Source organism: Methanosarcina sp. A14 (assembly GCF_001729375.1).
Lineage (GTDB): Archaea > Halobacteriota > Methanosarcinia > Methanosarcinales > Methanosarcinaceae > Methanosarcina > Methanosarcina barkeri.
The window spans coordinates 1-18,235 of record NZ_LZPK01000380.1 but is presented as its reverse complement, the minus strand read 5'-3'; the positions used below and the strand labels follow the sequence as shown (position 1 = coordinate 18,235).

16 protein-coding genes and 1 pseudogene are annotated in these 18,235 nt (G+C 38.5%); 11 read left to right on the top strand and 6 right to left on the bottom strand.

Features of this window, described 5'->3' with window-relative positions:
* The first annotated feature begins 288 nt into the window (after positions 1-288).
* From A9239_RS17250 to A9239_RS17230, 5 genes are all read left to right on the top strand, one after another.
* Complete coding sequence (locus A9239_RS17250; protein ID WP_048118224.1) at positions 289-873, top strand: class I SAM-dependent methyltransferase; 585 nt, start codon at positions 289-291, stop codon at positions 871-873.
* 346 nt (positions 874-1,219) lie between these two features.
* On the top strand, positions 1,220-3,424 hold the full coding sequence (locus tag A9239_RS17245) for a hypothetical protein (RefSeq protein ID WP_048155249.1): 2,205 nt from the start codon (positions 1,220-1,222) through the stop codon (positions 3,422-3,424).
* A 234-nt stretch (positions 3,425-3,658) separates the two neighbouring features.
* Entirely contained in the window at positions 3,659-5,059 is a 1,401-nt protein-coding gene (locus tag A9239_RS17240) for a tripartite tricarboxylate transporter permease (RefSeq protein WP_048118221.1), read from the top strand.
* 475 nt (positions 5,060-5,534) lie between these two features.
* Positions 5,535-6,035: a PASTA domain-containing protein gene (locus A9239_RS17235; protein ID WP_048118219.1), complete on the top strand. Its 501-nt coding sequence runs from the start codon at positions 5,535-5,537 to the stop codon at positions 6,033-6,035.
* A 181-nt stretch (positions 6,036-6,216) separates the two neighbouring features.
* Entirely contained in the window at positions 6,217-7,386 is a 1,170-nt protein-coding gene (locus A9239_RS17230) for a tetratricopeptide repeat protein (RefSeq protein WP_048118216.1), read from the top strand.
* Positions 7,387-7,805: 419 nt separating this feature from the next.
* Here A9239_RS17230 and A9239_RS18665 read toward each other — a convergent pair.
* A pseudogene (locus A9239_RS18665) lies at positions 7,806-7,994 on the bottom strand (transposase); the annotation flags it as partial.
* A 241-nt stretch (positions 7,995-8,235) separates the two neighbouring features.
* On the opposite strand from A9239_RS18665, the gene A9239_RS17225 reads away from it, so the two are divergent.
* Together A9239_RS17225 and A9239_RS17220 are read left to right on the top strand one after the other, a co-directional pair.
* Complete coding sequence (locus A9239_RS17225) at positions 8,236-8,574, top strand: hypothetical protein (RefSeq protein ID WP_052712742.1); 339 nt, start codon at positions 8,236-8,238, stop codon at positions 8,572-8,574.
* 626 nt (positions 8,575-9,200) lie between these two features.
* Positions 9,201-9,596: a hypothetical protein gene (locus tag A9239_RS17220; RefSeq protein ID WP_048118213.1), complete on the top strand. Its 396-nt coding sequence runs from the start codon at positions 9,201-9,203 to the stop codon at positions 9,594-9,596.
* A gap of 434 nt (positions 9,597-10,030) precedes the next feature.
* Here A9239_RS17220 and A9239_RS17215 read toward each other — a convergent pair whose 3' ends face one another.
* Positions 10,031-11,221 (bottom strand): tetratricopeptide repeat protein, encoded by a 1,191-nt coding sequence (locus A9239_RS17215; RefSeq protein ID WP_048118210.1) that lies wholly within the window; start codon positions 11,219-11,221, stop codon positions 10,031-10,033.
* A 277-nt stretch (positions 11,222-11,498) separates the two neighbouring features.
* Here A9239_RS17215 and A9239_RS17210 point away from each other — a divergent pair, with 277 nt between their 5' ends.
* Positions 11,499-12,230, top strand: coding sequence for an HAD family hydrolase (locus A9239_RS17210; protein ID WP_048118205.1), 732 nt, complete (start codon positions 11,499-11,501; stop codon positions 12,228-12,230).
* A 373-nt stretch (positions 12,231-12,603) separates the two neighbouring features.
* On the opposite strand, the gene A9239_RS17205 is transcribed toward A9239_RS17210, so the two are convergent.
* Together A9239_RS17205 and A9239_RS17195 are read right to left on the bottom strand one after the other, a co-directional pair.
* Entirely contained in the window at positions 12,604-13,482 is an 879-nt protein-coding gene (locus A9239_RS17205) for a tetratricopeptide repeat protein (protein WP_048118203.1), read from the bottom strand.
* A gap of 959 nt (positions 13,483-14,441) precedes the next feature.
* Positions 14,442-14,951, bottom strand: a complete 510-nt coding sequence (locus A9239_RS17195) for a response regulator (protein WP_048118199.1) — start codon at positions 14,949-14,951, stop codon at positions 14,442-14,444.
* Positions 14,952-15,193: 242 nt separating this feature from the next.
* Between A9239_RS17195 and A9239_RS17190 the strand changes: the two genes are divergently transcribed.
* On the top strand, positions 15,194-15,475 hold the full coding sequence (locus A9239_RS17190; protein ID WP_048118196.1) for a helix-turn-helix domain-containing protein: 282 nt from the start codon (positions 15,194-15,196) through the stop codon (positions 15,473-15,475).
* Positions 15,476-15,672: 197 nt separating this feature from the next.
* On the opposite strand, the gene trxB is transcribed toward A9239_RS17190, so the two are convergent.
* Complete coding sequence (gene trxB / locus A9239_RS17185; RefSeq protein WP_048118193.1) at positions 15,673-16,602, bottom strand: thioredoxin-disulfide reductase; 930 nt, start codon at positions 16,600-16,602, stop codon at positions 15,673-15,675.
* A 56-nt stretch (positions 16,603-16,658) separates the two neighbouring features.
* Positions 16,659-16,901, bottom strand: coding sequence for a thioredoxin family protein (locus A9239_RS17180; protein ID WP_048118190.1), 243 nt, complete (start codon positions 16,899-16,901; stop codon positions 16,659-16,661).
* A 156-nt stretch (positions 16,902-17,057) separates the two neighbouring features.
* Between A9239_RS17180 and dph5 the strand changes: the two genes are divergently transcribed.
* Entirely contained in the window at positions 17,058-17,858 is an 801-nt protein-coding gene (gene dph5 / locus A9239_RS17175; protein WP_048155252.1) for a diphthine synthase, read from the top strand.
* Between the two features lie 39 nt (positions 17,859-17,897).
* A complete protein-coding gene (locus A9239_RS17170) occupies positions 17,898-18,179 on the top strand; it encodes a DUF357 domain-containing protein (RefSeq protein WP_048118185.1) in 282 nt (93 codons plus the stop codon).
* The last annotated feature ends 56 nt before the right edge of the window (positions 18,180-18,235 follow it).

Sequence of the window (18,235 nt, the reverse complement as noted above, 5' to 3'; positions counted from 1 at the left end):
TGAAAACGGTTATTGAAAATAGTTATTGAAAATAGTTATTGAAAACGGTTATTGAAAACAGTTGTTGAAAACAGTTATTGAAAAGGTTATTGAAAACAGTTATTGAAAAGGTTATTGAAAACGAATATTAAGAATGGATATTAAGAAAAGATATCGAAAAAGGACATTGAAAATAAAGTCAAAGCAGTTGACACAAATTCTAAATAATCGGGCTATTAAGAATAAAAAATTAAAACTGAATATAAGAAGAAATAAAATTAAAAACGCATTTTAAATAGGTGGGGCTAAATGGACCAGAACCAGAGTAGAAATTACAAAAAATACAACTCCAAAAATCCGCTTATGGGTATAGTGATATCCAATTTTATGAAAAACTTAAAGGAAACTGCCAATCATTTAGAAAATATAAATAATGTTATTGATATAGGCTGTGGAGAAGGATTTGTAATAAACTGCCTTAATTATCCAAAAATAACAGGCGTTGATATTTCCAGAAATGCTCTGAGAATTGCAAAGGAGAAAAATCCAGAGTGTGATTTTTGTTCAGGCAGCATATGTGAAATTTCGTTTAAAGAAAACAGTTTCGATCTTGTTATAGCAACCGAAGTACTGGAACACCTCGAAAAACCGGATTTAGCTCTTCAGGAGATCCGACGAATAACCAAAAATTACTGTATTATCAGTGTGCCTAACGAACCCTATTTCCGTACAATGAATTTTTTCCGGGGTAAAAATTTGACACGTTTTGGAAATGATCCTGAGCATGTTCAGAACTGGAGTTCAGGAAAGTTTGTGAAATTAATAGAAACTTATTTTGATGTGCTGGAAGTTCGAAGGCCATTTCCTTGGACTATGGTTCTATGCAAAAAATAATTATTAACATCTACTTTTTATTAACATTTATTTTTTAATAAAGAGTTCATCCCAAAACTCAAAGTTTGCCTCTCCGGTTCCTGCATTTTAAGTGACCTATTGAGTTTCATATCGTGAAAACAATCCAGAATAATTCCAATAAGTGAAAATGAAAATGGGTTTTGAGATGGCTTCAACATTTTTTTAATAACATCTAATATTTAATAACACTTAATTTTTAGTGACATTTAACATATAATAATATTCAATTTTAAGTACATATAATATTTAATAACATTTATATATCATTTGGGATTTATTTCGAAAAAAAGAATAAGAGATATTCAGGAAATCGGGAGACAATTTCGTGGAAATAAGAAAAACATCTAACCCGGAAAAAAACCGAAGTTTTAAGAATAAACATTTTTACAATTTACGGGATTATTCTCTGGTGGGAATCTCATATACTCTTTTGACAATTATTCTTACTTATCCTGTCTTCTTTAAGATAAAAACCGATATTCCTGGAACAGGAGCGGATTCGTTTCAATGGATGAGGATCTTATGGTACACAAAAATAGCAATAAAGGAAGCGAATTTAGCGGCTTTGACGCATGACTCTCTCCTATTTTACCCGAATGGCATAGAATCAATGCCCTTTTCATCAGCCTTCAATCAAGTGCTATATGTATTGCTGTCGCCCTTTTTAGAACTGCACGTCATATACACGATACTATGGCTATTAACTTTTATAATAGGAGCTGTTGGTTCGTATTTTCTGGTAAAATATCTTACGGATAATAATTATGCTGCCTTTATTGCAGGAATTGTATTCGCGTTTTCTCCGTACCATTTTTCCAGAGGACTATACTTTTTTGGAGCAGCGACAGTTCAGTGGATACCCTTCTGTGCGCTGTATCTCATGAAAACAGTTAAAGAAGAAGGGATTAAGAACCCAGTCCTTGCAGGAATCTTTTTCATTCTGGTAGCAATGAGCGACCTGCAGTACCTGATCTTTATGGGGATCTTTGCAGGGTTAGTATTCTTCTATGATTTTTACCTGACTCTCAGGTCCAGAAATAACTTTACTCATTCTGTAAAACAAATAATTATAAAATATTTATTTTTTGGCGGGGTCGCTTTTCTCGGAGTACTGCCTTTGACCATTAATGAGATACTTATTGCTCTTTCAAAACAAAACTTCCTAAGGCCAAACATAAATGAAATTCCCAAATTATCAAACGATTTGATGAGCTTTTTCCTGCCTTCTCATTTACATCCGTTGCTAGGTCAGTTTACCTTAGACTTATATTCGAATATACCAAGCTGGCCTGCTGAACGGGTGAACTTTATAGGGTATATTGTTCTCGGACTTTCAATCCTTGCACTCTTGAAATCAAGGAGAAAACCTGACATAAAGTTCTGGTTCGTAACTACGTTTTTCTTTACGATAATTAGTTTAGGGCCCATATTACACTTCAACGGAGCGGTTGCTTTCACGGATTCCAATCTGAAAATTCCACTTCCATATCAGATACTATACAACACAATTCCTTTCCTGAAAAACTGCAGGACAGTTGGCAGGTTTTTTGTTATCGCAACCCTTGGGTACTCCGTTCTGGCAGGGTATGGTTTTTCGGAATTACTGAAGTATAAGCCCGATAGAAAAAAGCTTATCTTTACAATAGTAGGTTTTCTGCTGGTTTTTGAATACCTATCTATTCCGTATCCGACCACACAGGTAAGTGTTCCTGACTTTTATTATAAAATTAGTAACGATAAGGATAACTATGCGATTCTCGAAATCCCGCAAAACTCTAACGCAGGATATATGGCTTTTCAGGATTTGTACTATCAGACAGTCCACAATAAAGCTCTCGTAGGTGGATATTCAGCAAGGTATCCAGCTAACGTTGGTGACTTTCAAAGAAAGACTCCGTTCATTAAAGAATTACAGTATTATTCCTTGGGAACTAAAGATATTTTAAAGGAAGATGTTACTGATATAGGCACGTCTGTCCTGAATGCCAATAATATAAGGTATGTTATTGTCCACAAAAACCAGTTGTCCAGTGATCAGCTCGAGTTTGTAACCAATTTGCTGAATAAGACCCTTAAAACTGAACCTGATGTATACGATGAAGACGGGCTTATTGTTTACCGTGTTCCAGATGAAACAATTCAGCCCTTTATGCTTTTAGGTAAAGGATGGAACCGCCTGGAAAATTGGGACGGCACAATGACCAGGTGGATATCAAACAAGGCTACGTTATCGGTTTATTCAGGCGTTGCTGAAAATGCAGTATTAAAACTCAACGCATGCAGCTTACATTCACCAAAGACGCTCGAGGTTTATAATGGCAAAACTCTCCAGAGTAAACAAAATATCAGCACTAATTTAAGCACAGTAAATATTCCTGTTACCTTAAATCAGGGAAAGAATGTCATTCTTTTAAATGTACCTGAAGGCACCGAAAGACCATGTGACTTTCCGGAGCTAAAGAATAATGATACAAGGAAGTTAAGTATAGCAATTCAAAGAGTTCGGTTAATTCATTCGCCTGAAGATTGATTAAAAGCCTATCCGAAAAGTAAATAATACGTATCGAAAAGTAACAGTAAGTATATAATATAAGAGTTAATCACTTTTTGGATAGGCTCAAAAGGTAGTTAAGTAGGTAAAAGATAGTTAAGTCAAAACATAACAGAAATATTTTTATGTAGTTATAGTTATACTCTCTGGTGTGTCTTACAAAAATTTGAATGAAATTCACAAAATTCAATTAAGTTTCAGAGGGTTAGCCGGGTGGAAAATGTCTCATTAATTTTACTTTTTTTGTCAGTTTTAGGAGGTTACCTGCTTGGCATAATCTCAGGGCTCCTGCCTGGAGTACATAACAATAATTTTGCGCTTGCCCTTATAGCCCTTACCCCTTTCCTGGCTGAAAAAGGGCTTTCACCTTTTTACATTGCCGTGATTATTCTCTCAAATGCTGTCTCACAGACTTTTCATGACGTGGTCCCTTCAGTGTTTCTAGGGGCACCGGATGGAGATACTGCATTAATGGTCCTGCCAGGGCACAGGCTTCTTATTGACGGAGCAGGAGCTGAAGCAGTCCGGCTTTCAGCACTAGGAAGCGCAGGCTCGGTAGTTGCTTCCCTGATTTTTGTACTGCCGTTTTCGCTTTTCTTTAAGGCCATTTATCCTTATGTTGAAGCACATATGGCACTGATTCTTATTTCAATTGTCTTTTTAATGCTTGCAAGTGAAAAAGGTGAAAGCGTTGAAGATTCAAAGGAGAAAAGCCCATTTGCAAAATATAAGTACAAAGTTTTTGCCCTGATTTTGTTTTTAATCACAGGCATACTTGGGCTCTTCGCTTTTGATAGGGAATCCCTTATGGTTCCGGTTGTTAATTTTGGAGAGCCTTCCATACTCCTGCCTCTTCTGAGCGGGCTTTTCGGGGCTTCCCAGCTAATTATAAGCCTTCTTACAAGCTCAAAAATTCCCGAAGAGTCAGTGTCGGCACTCAAGCTTTCTCGAAAAAGAATTTTTAGAGGAATCCTTACAGGCAGTGCAGCAGGTTCGCTTGTGGCATGGCTGCCAGGCCTCTCATCAGCGATTGCTGCACTCCTTACAGGCCTTGTCGCAAAAGTTGATTTTGACAGGATTCCGCTTAAGAAAAAAACCTCTGATCCAGAGCCCGGAAAGTTAAGAACCTCTCTTTATTCCGACCCTTATGCCAGTAATCCTTCAACTCTTGAGAGCTCAAAAGAATTCATAATTTCAAATTCCGGAGTAAACACTTCAAATGCAATTTTCGGGCTTGTAGCTTTTGTGGTGATCGGGAGGACACGAAGTGGAGCAATGGTTGCCGTAGAAGATGTTCTGGAGACAAATATACTTGATTTTCCGGTACTGCTACTCTTTTTTGCTGCTATGGTCTTAACTGCACTGTTTTCATACTTTTCGACGATCTGGCTAGGTAACAATGCTCATTTGTTCCTAAAGAAAGTTGATTACAGCAAACTTTGTACAGGTGTTCTTATTGGGCTTGGAGTAATGGTTTATCTTTTCACAGGACTTTTTGGTTTTTTCATTTTTGTGATATCGACCCCAATAGGAATGCTCTCTTCCTTTATGAATGTCAGGAAATCCCATGCAATGGGAGTTATCTTACTGCCTGTGATCCTGTACTTTTTGTAAAAGATATTTTTTCATAAAAGAATTTTTAATTGGAGATCGGACAATAAGTCGATAATGACTCCAGAAAAATCGTTCTTTTTCCATTTTGAATTCAGAGAGATTTTTTCCTTTACTCCAGAAATTTTACTTTTTCAATCCGATTGCATGTAAAAATATAAAACTTAAAATGTATTGGGCTGGAAATGTACAGAGAGCTAAAAAGTATCTGCTATAAAAGAAAATAATAATAAAACAATCAATAAAGCTAAAAAATTAAAACCAGGTAATAAAGCCAAAAAGGTAAAACCAGGCAATAAATACAAAAATATAATGTAAAATAGTCTACTGAGGCTTGTTTGAATTAAAAAGACCAGGTCCGAATAGAACAGAAAATTCCTGATAATATAAATAATTCCTGATAAAGTGAAATATTTCGAATAAAGTTAAAAAGATTGAATAAAATTGAAATAAATAACCATAAGGGGTATCCAGGAATATGGAAGTAAAACTTGAACAGCGTTTAACTGAACTCAGGGCAGAATATGAATCAGGGCAGAAAATCCTCAAAGACATCGAATTAAAGCTTGCAGAACTTGAAGACCGGAAAAAAACTCTGAAAGAGACTCTCCTTCGCATTAGCGGGGCAATTGACTTGCTCGAAGAGGTACTGGAAGTAAAAGAAAGCGCTGAAGGGCCAGAAACCATGGTAGAGCCCGGAACTGTTGCCGGAAACGTGGAAGTTCCGAATGTTGTAAAACAGTCCCTTAAGAAAGCCATTAAAATTCTGGAAGAAGCCGGGCTTACAGCAGGAGAGGTTGTCGAACAAAAGGTGGTTTTACCCATAGGGGTTATGGCTGGTGATATCATCAGACAGGAACCGAAACCAGGTACGAAGTCCCCTGTCGGATCATCCGTAAAACTTGTAGTTGCGGTAAAAGGCAAGTTTTTGCCATCTGAGAGAAGCTCACTGTGCGACGCTTTTTCCGACCGCATTTGAACAAAGTAAAGGAGGGTTTAAAACGGAGGCTTACTCTTCCAAATCAAAGATTTCCCTGAACGAACTTCGGGAACACTGCAGGGCAGCAATTTCAGCCTTTTCTGCGCTTGAACATTCAGGGAGTCAGGCATCCCAGAGGCTTTGCCTGGAAAAATTCCTCAATGAATGCCAGGGCGCTTCAATGGTCTTATGGCATAAAAAGGATAGAAAATTCGGAAAACACCTCAGATCTGTGCTTTCAGTCTCTAATAATTCCCCTCTTTCTCCAGCAGTCTTTTCCGGGTTCAAAACAGTGATTAAAGGAATAGAGAAAGAGAAAACAGCAGGAATATGTAAAACTGAAGGAATAGAGAATACTGACGGAACAGAAAAAGCTGGGGAGATAAAGAATAATGAAGAAATAAAAAACGCTGAAGAAACAGAAAATATTCTAGAAATTGAAAAGACTTCCCGGAACAAAAAAAAGCAAGGGACACCTGAAGAAGATGTCGATAAAGGGAACTCAGCCGCTTTTCTATATAACACGGAAGCAAAAAAACTTACTTTTCATGGAAATATCTATGAAATCCTGCCTCTTTTCCTGAATGTAAGAGACCTTTACGCCTCCTTGCCCTTTTTCGAAGAACTTCAGGCCTGTGCTGAACGGCTTGAAAAGGAGCCACAGGACGCAACAGCTCTCTTTCAGAAAGCTGTGCTCATGTATAAGGCCAGAAGGTTTGAAACTGCCCTGCAGCTTACTGCAAAGGTTCTGAAAATTATTCCTGACGATCACAGAGTATGGTATAATAGGGGCGTCATTCTCTCGGAACTGGGCCGACTTGAAGAAGCGATTGCGGCTTATGACAGGACAATTGAGCTTGAACCGGCTTTTGAAATTGCCTGGGACAATAAAGGAGTTGTGCTTGCAAGGCTTGGCAGGTTTGAAGAAGCCCTCGAAACCTACGATAAAATTCTTCGTAGATCTCCAGAATATGCTGAAGCCTGGGCAGGAAAAGGCTCCATACTTTCGGCCCTCGGCAGAGAGGAAGAAGCCCTTGAAGCTTACAGTTCGGCTCTTCGAATTAGGCCTGAATACCTTGAGGCCCTTACTTCGACCGGAAGCCTGCTTTTCAGGTTAGACAGGTACGAGGAAGCACTGAAGATTTACGATAGGGCGCTTCAGTTCGCCCCTAAAGATCCCCGCTTCTGGGCAGCCAGGGGTTTTGTCTTTTCGGAAATGGGTAAACAGGAGGAAGCACTGAAAAGCTGTAATCGGGCTCTGGAATTGCAACCTGGTTTCGTTCCTGCACTTGAAGTAAAGGTAAGAATCCTTTCAGAAATCCAAAGACAGAAGGCTAAACCCTCTCAGTAATTTCTTTTTTTATATTTTCCTTCAGTCGTTATTTTTTTGTACTTTTCCTGTCATTTTGTTTGTTTTTGGAGTCATTTTGTTTGTTTTTTGGGTTATTTTGTTTGTTTTTTGGGTTATTTTGTATCTTCTTCAAATTTTATGGGTAAAAGCAGTAATGTATTTTCGACCACAGACAAAATATAATAGTTATTCCATTTTCCTTTATCATATCTTAGAGTAAACTTGGAGTAAAAAATGGAACTTGAAGCTTTAAAACAATCTCTGGCTCAACTAATCAGAGAAAAAAGATCAGTGAGTGGAAATTGAGGGATCTCCACTCAAATATGAAGAGGATACTCAATAATTATCAACAAGGCACCTACATTTTTCAGTGAGTTTTTTTATAGCAACTTTACTGGCTCTTAGAGGCCGTCTGAATATTATATATCTCTTATGTTCTTACGTTTTTTATCCGACCTAGTCGGTCTAATCATTATATGGATCACAGCAGCATATATTAATGCTTGGCTTGATTCTGTTAATCCTTCGTAGTCTTTACTCAAACGTCGATATCTTCCCAGCCATCCAGATGTACATTCTACTATCCATCTGTGAGAAAGTACTTGAAAAATATGGTTCCTGCAGTCTCATATTTAGAAACTTTTCTTTCATAATTCAGGAGAAAATGAAATAAGAAAAATAAAAGATGAAAGTAAACCTCAGATCTCTATTTTCCAAGATATTAGGTTACTATACGGCAGGTTATAAGAAGAATTATGTTCAGAATCTAGCAGTAATTATTATAAGACCTTAATATCAATTATAAAGCATTTATTATAAAACACAACATGTATTAAATGGGGGGAAAATATGAGAAAAGCACTTGTTATATTGATAGTGTTATTCGGTGTATTCCTTGCAATAGGATGCGCTGGTCAGGAAGGCGGAGCTCCAAATGAAACAGTCACTCCAGCTACGGCAGTCACTCCAGCTATGGCAGTCACTCCAGCTACGGCGGTAACTCCAACTACAGCAGTAACTCCAGCTATGGGAGCAACCAAGACTACCATACAGGGCAATAATACTACTGCAAACAGGACCGTTATACAGGGTAACAATACTACTATAGCCAAGACCACCATAAAAGGCAATAATACTACTGCAACTAAGACCACTGTAACCAAAGCGACTCCTAAAAACAATTACTAAATTGTTAAATGGTAACTCGGTGCTAAACTGTTTAATAGTAATTCCGGAGTCACCCTCTGTTCCAGAGGCTCTATATTATAATTAGCTTCTATGCACGAATTTTAATTCATAAGGCGATAGCTGTGAATTTTCGTTTAGTAACCAGAATGAAAATATAAGCTAATCTTACTAAAAAAACTTTTATTAATATTAGGTGATATATCCGACAATCTATAATGACAAGGATGTAAGGTAATACAAAGACAATGATATTAGACGCTTGAGATGTCTGAATTACCGACAAATCTTACTTTAACGAGAAAGGTTTTAAAAACGATTTCGCTTTTTTAATCATTATTATCTTGTCAACAAGCTGAAAGCTTCTTTTTCTAAATTATTAATGATTTTGAATGTGGCTTCATGCAGTTTTACTTTTAGAAACTTTTCTTTTGTAGTTAAAGAGAAGATGAAACTGGAAGAAGAAGTATGTTAAATTAGCGGAAGACTCCTGTTATTAAAGATTTTGATGAACTATACGAAAGATCATAAGAAGAATTATGTTCAGAATCTAGCAGTAATTGTTATAAGACCTCAATATTAATTATAACGCAGTTATTATAAAACACATGATTTGAGTGGAGGAAAACATGAGAAAAGCGCTTGTTATTTTGATAGTATTTTTCGGTGTATTCCTAGCCATCGGATGCGCTGGTCAGCAAGCTCCAAATGAAACGGGAACTCCAAAAGAGACTGCAACCGAAGTCCAGGCAGTGACCGGAGCTGAAGCTGTAACACCGGTTCAGGAAGCAGTAACCGAAACTGAAGTTGTAGAAACTCCTGTTACAGAAGTAACTCCGGTTGAAGCAGTTACTGTAGTAGAAAATGTAACTGAACCGACAAACATAACTATAACAAAGAAACAGGATCAGAAGACTCCAATTGAATTGAAAACTCCAACCAAGGCACAAACTCCAGCCAAAAATGTTACAGGCACTACCGGGAACAAGGGAGTAATCCAGGTAACACCTAGCACGGGCAAATAATGGCACATGCCTGAAAAAACTTATAAAGAACAAAATATGGGCAGAGTATTTGGTAATTCTGAGTATAGGCTGAATTATCGAGTGACGATTGGTATATTTAGTAATGTTAGTAGTAATCCGAATCCTGCCCATACCACAAAGCAGTAAGGCGCTGTAAGTACGTAGTACGGATTTTCAATAGAATAAGGTCAACAGAATAAGGTCAATAGAATAAGGCGGCAGTTGCAGCATTTTTATTCAAGCGGCAAGAGATAAATATCTTATTTCGCATTACCTGAATAGGTACATTGCAATTATTTTCAAACTGGATTGTGAAGAAAGAGCCTTTTAAAGCTTGATCGAAAAAAATAAAAATTTAAAAATCTTAAAAAAAGTAAACATTGAATAATAATAGGTTATTAGACAAAAATAAGGCTGGTATGTAAAAAATTCGATTACTGGGTATCTCCTCCTACTTCGGCATATCTGGGATCAATTTCTACAGCTTTTCTGTATGCTTCTTCTGCTTCTTCTTCCCGTCCAAGGAAACTCAGACAGACAGCTTTCCCGAACCATGAATCTGCAGCCTCAGGATTAAGCTTGAGTGCCTGCCCATAAATATCCAGAGCTTCTTCAAAGCGTCTGAGCTGAGCAAGCACGAAACCCAGACTAGAATAAGCTTCTAAATACTCAGGGTCAAGCTGTGTAGCTTTCCTGTACGCTTCTGCGGCTTCCTCGAACCTCCGCATCTGGCTGAGGGTAAAGCCTTTATTGTACCAGACATCGGCATTTTCGGCGTTGATTTCGATTGCTTTGTCAAAGGCTTTAATTGCCTCATCATATTTTTCAAGGTTTTCGAAGTCTATCCCCATATTATTCCAGGCATCATCGTTCTCAGGATCAAGCTCTACAGCTTTTTGATATGCTTTTAAGGCCTGCCTGTAACTTCCAAGGCTGTCCATGTCCACGCCTTTATAATGCCAGGCTTCGGCAAAGTTGGGATCAAGTTCAATTGCCTTGTCGTACGCGATAATTGCTTCGCCATACTTGCCCATTTGACCCAGCGCTATGCCTTTTCCTACCCAGGCTTCTTTATAATCGGAATGTTCCTCTAGGACTTTTTCATAGGCTTCGATAGCTGCCTTATAGTCTCCTGCCTGGCTCAGGTTCAGGGCTTTTCCGTACCATGCATTTGGATATTCCGGTCTGAATTCAAGGGCTTTTTCATAGGCTTTAACAGCTTCGTCATACTTACCAATCTGGGACAAGGAGAAAGCCATATTATTCCAGATATCTGGATCCTCGGAATTGATATTGATAGCTTTTTCATAAAACTCAAGGGCCTCTTCGTATTTTCCAACGGTTTCAAGGGCCTGAGCCTTATTGTTTAATAGGTCTATATTATCTGGATCAAGCTCGATTGCTTTATCAAAAGCCTCCATTGCCTCATTAAAGTTGCCACAGCTGAGAAAATCAAGTCCGTATTCATTAAGCTTGGCTGCAACGACTTTATCGCTGACCTCCTGCTCACCTGTATCCCCCGAATCGCTTAGAACAAACATTTCTTCGGAAACTGGTTCTTCTTCAGATTTTTCTTCACCGCCTTCTTTTCTGAAGGTTTCATCTTTTGGTTCGTCGGAACTCATATCAAAATTTCCTGCTCTGCCTTTTGTAGTAGAACCTGCGGATTCTTAAATCCCCGCGTTCGGTATTTACTTAAATTCGTTGTTCGTTTATAATTTATACTCTGTCCTTTATGGCTTTTATAGCCTCTCCCCGAAAAGCTCTGAAAATAGTTCCAGAAAGAAGAGCAGAGAAGCAGAGTAGAGAAAGAAAAAGCAGAGAAGCAGAGTAGAGAAAGAAAAAGCAGAGAAAGAAAAAGCAAATTTACATGGCTTAGAAAAAGCAGCAGGCACGAAGAAAATGGACGAGATTGAGAATAATATGAATATAATTCAGAAAAAGCTGGAGCGAGTTTACCCCGAAGCTCTGAGAGCTGTGCTTTTTGATATGGATAACACTCTTTTTGATTTCGTAGCTGCAAAACTGGAAGCTTGCAGGGAGATTCTCTTTTTTATCTGGAAGGGAGATGTTACGGAAGAACCTTCTGTACTTTTCAGATACTTCCTTAGAGGAGTTTACGGTTTTGAAGACTACGAAAATATTCGAGACTACATGCAGGAGAGAAATGTTTTTACAGCTCAGGGCTACAGGAAGTGCTGTGAGATCTATGAACGGGAAAAACTACAAAATCTCGAACTCTATCCAGCTGTACCGGATACTCTTGATAAGCTTAAAAAGCTAGGCTTAAAGCTTGTGATTATAACGGATGCCGATAGTTATCATGCCCTGGCAAGGCTTACAAGGGTCAGGATTCTTAATTACTTCGATCTTATTGTGGCTGCGGATACTACGGGCACAAAAAAACCAGATACGGCCCATTTTCTTTTCGCGCTTAAGGTGCTCGGGATAAAACCCGAAGAAACTCTGGTAGTGGGAGACAATATCAAAAGAGATATGGTCCCTGCTCGTAAACTTGGACTGAGAACCGCTTACGCTTCTTATGGAGACTGGAGACCTAGAGAAGAGATGAATCAATGCTTCGATTTCAGGCTCGATACGTTTTCGGATATGCTTAATATACCTGGACTCTGAGTAGTAAGCTTTTTCAAACAACCCTTTTGAAAAAACTGCTTACCTGCAACCCTTTTAAAAAAACTGCTCACCTGCAACCCTTTTGAAAAAACTGCTTGCCCGAAAACCCCAGCAACAACATGATCGGCATGATCAAACGGCTCAACGGTTGTAGCACAACCCTTTTGAAAAAAGGCTTAACCGAAAATCTTAGCTTTGAGCATGTATGCTAATAAACCTGTAAACCGGATACATCAGGAGAAACAGAAAACTTTTATAGAAAAGAAAACTTTTGGCCGTCAGTCCTGAGGATTTTGGAAAGGAATTTTCGACTAACGGCTTTCTCTGGCTCTGGGTTCTTTGACTTATATGGAAAAATCTGAGGTCTGTTTACTCAAAGGAGATCAGAATATATCGGGTTTATATCGACTGCTCTCTCATAGGCTTCCATCGCTTTCTGGTGTTTCTTAATTCTGTCGTATACGATGCCTTTACCAATCCAGGCTTTTGTAAAACTTGGATTGATATCGATAGCTTTCTCAAAAGCTTGAAGTGCCTCTTTGTATTTTTCCAGGTCTCTCAGGGCAATTCCCTTATTATACCAGAACCGGGCATTGTCGGGATTTGCCTTTATCTTTGTGTCAAAAATCTCCACGGCTTTTTCGAGATAAAGTCTAGCTTCATCGTGTTTTCCAAGCCAGCGGAGAGCCACACCTTTGTTATAAAGGGCCTTTCCATTAGCAGGGTTTAATTCAAGAGCCTTGTTGAAAGCGCTAATGGCTTCTTCATAACTTTTTACCTTACAGAGCCCCATACCTTTCTTGCACCACTCACTTGCGCTCATGGAACCCATATTATAATTCTTCTCATAAAGGCAAATAGCCTTCTCAAAATCATCCATAGCATCTTCGTATGCCTTCATTTCCCTCAGAGCCATGCCTCGCCTGTACCATACTTCAGGGTCTTCAGGAGCGAGATATATAGCATGGTAGTATGCATCAAGAGCTTCTTTATACTGCATAAGGTCTACCAGCAGTTCACCTTTGGAGCACCAGGTCTTAACATCCGCAGGATTGATCTGAAGAGACTTATTAAGGACATCAAGAGCTTCGTCATATCTGAAAAGGCTTTTCAGAACCATACCTTTGCTAAATAGGATTTTTGCATTGTCAGGGCTTATTTCCAGAGCTTTATTGTATGCATCAAGAGCTTCTGTAAATCGTCCAAGTTCATGGAGTGCAACACCTGTATTGTACCACTCGTTCGAAGTCATCACTCAACCACACCTTTTTTAGATAACGTTTTTCCACTGATTATCACATCTACTTTAGCAATAATAATATATGCTTTCAGAGCGTTAAATTAGTTTTGTACTTTAGCTCCATACTAAAAATAAGGAGATATCTATAGTTTCACGTCATAATTTCTGTGTCAAGGACAAATTTCCAGTTATACATGATTTCCAGTTATACATGATAACCTATGCTTTTGCTCTTTTTAAGGATTTTGAAAACTTTATATACTTTAATATTTTAAAAATAAAGTTTTCACAGGTCGGGCAAGAATTCGATAAATTAAGACAACTTTATACATGTTTTTTAATTATTCTTGAAATTAATAAAAATATATGTATCATAGCCTCAAATTCTTCAGTCTTTCCTTTATTATATCAGTGTTTTTGCCCTGACATGAGGAAAATTGATCTACAAAATAAAACTTGAAAAATCCGGTAAGTTTGATTTTGGCAAAAGTTGAGATCACCTCCTCTCACGGCCTGTCAAAAGTCTAATTATCGACTTCTCACATTGAGGAATTGAGGAATTCTCTGGTCTGGAGAAACTTATGTAAGGACTAGATGTCTTAATTAGGGCCAAAATCAGCTCTTAATAGCCTCACGTCTTTTGAAATTATATTAAAAACTTCTCTTAAAAATAATAAAGATAAATATCCCAAGGGTCCTTTCACACTTAATAAACTAATTAGTATAATTTTATATGCTCGTAAAAATAACGATAAAGACATTTAATAAAGGCATTCAATAAAGAATTTAACAGGATATTTTATAAGTATATATATAAATAATTATAATGTATAGAAGTATTTCTGACATGCCAGAAATATAAAAATTTCAAATGGGTGCTCTGAAAAGCTCTTCAGAGCGGCCTTTATATCCCACAACATTTTAAATTTTTTAATACGCAGACGTTTTTCTAATAGAAGTCAGCTTTGGAGTTAGAAATGAGTACGTTTCAAGATCATTCCCACCCTCGCCCGCAGTTCCATAGGGTTAAAAGGTGTAGTAACATAGTCATCAACTCCCGATTCAAAAGCCTTAATCCTGTTTTTTACTTCTCCTTTATCACTGAGAACCATAACCGGTATCCACCAGTACCTTGAACTTGTTTTAAGCTGCTTGCAGATTTTGAAACCTTCAAGGTCTGCAAGCCCTGTATCCAGCAAGACAAGATCGGGTTTTTCAGCTTTTATCGCTTCAAGTGAAGAAAAACCGCCAGGGACTTTGACAACATTATAATTTTCAGCGTCAAGTGTCGCCTTAATACTTAGGGCACTGCTCCCATTACCCATAATCAGGATTTTCTGCCGTGTGTCCTTAAGATTTGCGATTCGGGTCTTTACCAGTTCTTCTGAAACTGAAAGACGGGAGGCAATCTCTCCTTCACTTATTTCAGGTTGCGCTTCAATTAATTTCAATATCTCATGATCAAGATTTTTATAATTCATCACCCTCCATCACCATACAGTATATATTTTCTTAGATCTTAAACATTTCTCAAATCTTTTAAAACACGCGTTACTTTAAATTTAGTACAGTATGAAGAGTATAGAGTTATCCAAATATTCAGAAGACTTCTTATGAATCGTCGGATTGACCAATTAGGAGATAAGTTTATAACCGTAAATAGCAAGTTAATATTGGAAATAAGAATCACTTACAGAGAACAGCCACCTCTGAGATGATATCAATGGATCCAATGGAAAAAATTTTTGGTAAAACCGCACAGATGACAGTACTCAAGAATCTGATTGAACACCAGAACGAATCAACCTACCTTTCTGGGATAGCTGAAGAAACTGGCCTGTCTCACTCCAGCGTATCAAGGGTCATTACTCCCCTGATCGCATCGGGCATAGTCATAGAAAAGCCTCTGGGAAAGCAAATCAGGACTTTCCAGCTGAACATGGACAATGAGGCAACAAGGCTGATTATAGATTTCTACAATAATATCAACCAGATGCTTGGATAATCCTTAAAAGCAGAAGTACAAAAAACGAGAACTAGGGGCAGAAATGGTCTACTGTCCCGTCTTTTAAATTTGCAAACAGTTTAAAGTTTTAGATAATTAAACTTCCAGGTAATTTCAACCTGAATATCTTGATTAGAGTAATTCTTCAGGTAACCATTTCAGGTAACTTTAACCAGATATCCTGATTTAGATCGTTCTCATGTAGTCTCTTTTTTGAAGCTCTCTATGTACACGTTCGCAGCGGTAGCTGCCAGTGCTCCATCTCTAACGGCTGCAACAAGTTGCCAGATTGGGGTATCACGACAGTCTCCTACAGCATAAATCCCTTTCTTCGAGGTTTCAAGGAAACGGTCCGTCGTGATAAAACCTTCATCATCCTTATCCACGTCAATGATTTCAGTGTTTGGATGAATGCCCACGTAGATAAAAACACCGTCTGTAGACAGTTCGCGCTGTTCTCCGCTTTTAAGATCTTTTAAGCTTATTTTTTCGACTCTTTTAACTCCTCCACTGCCTCCCATGATTTCCAGAATCTGGGCATTAAAAATGAATTCAATATTCGGAGTTGCAAAAGCTCTATCTTGAAGGACTTTAACAGCTCTCAGCGTGTCTCTTCTGTGAATCAGATATACTTTCCTGGCAATTTTCGAAAGAAGAAGGGCATCCGTAACTGCTGAGTTGCCACCCCCGACCACCACAACAGTTTTGTTTTTAAAAAAAGGCCCGTCACAGATGGCGCAGTAAGAAACCCCTTTACTGATAAATTCTTTCTCTCCAGGCACGTTCAGATGCTTGGGATTTGCACCTGTAGCAACTATGACAGCTATTGACTCAAGAGCTCCACTATCCGTGGAGACTATTTTCTTTTCTCCTTCGGCGCGAACAGAGAGGACTTCAGTTATCTTTGTTTCTACCCCAACAGCCTGAGCATGAGCCTTATATTTTTCCATTAATTCTAGCCCTGAGATAGCTGGAAAGCCAGGATAATTTTCCACGAGATCTGAAAGCGCAATCTGCCCACTTATTTCACTTCTTTCAAGTATCAAAGTATTAAGTCCGGAGCGTACGGCATAAATACCGGCTGCGAGCCCCGCAGGCCCTCCTCCTATAATTATAAGATCATACATGTTTCCCTCCTGAATACAGAAAAACAGTTTCAATGGAATACCTTTTTGAGATTTACTCAGCTAATACGAGATATAGCTTCAGCTTTTTTCGGGAGGCCTGTAAAAGCTACCTCTCCATCAATAATAGTCGTAGGTACTCCAACTATGCCATACTTATCTATCAATGCCTGACCCTCTGGAGTTTCCACGTCTATTTCCTCGTATTCAAAGTCATACTCGGATTTCAGGTCTCTCCAGAATCTTCTAGCTGCCGGACAGGCAGTACACCAGCTGGCGTGAATAAGCGTAACTTTAGCCATAAAAACCCCTTTAAAAATTACAGTTGTAAATCCATTCTAATATTAATTTTCATATATAAATAAGTTAAGCGTACCCTCAAATTCGAAAAATGAAGAATTACTGCCTGATCTGTTCAAACAAAAAGCTTTAAACCAGCAGGGCTCTTAAAGCGGGCTATGCTTACATTTATAGGTCTGGGTCTTTTCGACGAATATGACATTTCTTTAAAGGGACTTGAGGCTATCAGGGAAGCTGACATGGTTTACGCGGAGTTCTATACATCCTATCTCATGGGTACGAACCTTGAAAAAATGGAGAAACTCTACGGAAAGAAAGTCTTTTTGCTTTCAAGAGAGGATGTGGAGCAGCACCCTGAGTGGCTCTCCGAAGCAAAGGACAGGAATCTTTGCTTCCTGACTGGCGGGGATACAATGGTCTCCACAACCCATGTAGATTTACGCCTGAGAGCTGAAAAACTGGGAATAGAGACCCGTCTGGTTCATGGGTCTTCAATTGCCTCGGCTGTCTCGGGTCTTACAGGACTGCAGAACTACCGCTTTGGTAAATCCGCAAGTATTCCTCATCCCTATGAGAGCAGAAGAGGCACAAGGATAATCTCAGAAACTCCTTATGATACCATAAAACAAAACTTGGAGCTTGGCCTGCATACTCTGGTGTTTCTGGATATAGATAAGGAAAAAGGCTATATGACCGTAAACACTGCCCTTGAGCTTCTCCTTGAGGTTGAAGAAAAAAGGGGAGAAGGAATTATGCGAGGAGCCGTTGCAGTAGGAATAGCCAGGGCAGGCTCTGAAAAGCCGGTCGTAAAAGCAGACTATGCGGAAAAACTCAAGGACTTTGATTTTGGAAAACCTCTCCACATCCTGGTAATTCCCGGAAAACTGCATTTTCTTGAAGCCGAAGCGCTTGTGAAACTTGCAGAAGCTCCAGCAGGATTTATGAACGAAGCGGAATAAAGAAGAGAATACTGTTTATAGCGTTTCCTGGTGATTATAATGCCTGCTGATCTTGATGAAAAAGTCAAAAGATACGAAGATATGTTAAAAAGAGCCCTCCAGAAAGCCAAATATGCCCCAATTCCGGAATCCCATATGTACGCCGTTGCAAAGGATTATTATACAATGGCAGAGGCTTATTATAAAGATGGGGTGTATTTTCTGGAGAATAGAGATCCTGTAAATGCCCTTGCCTCCTTCAGCTATGGTCATGCCTGGCTCGATGCAGGGGCAAAACTAGGGGTTTTTGCAGTCGATGATGAAACTCTTTTTACTATATAAACAGGAAATGAGAATAAAATAAGAATAACTGAAGAGGAATAACTAAAGAAAAATAA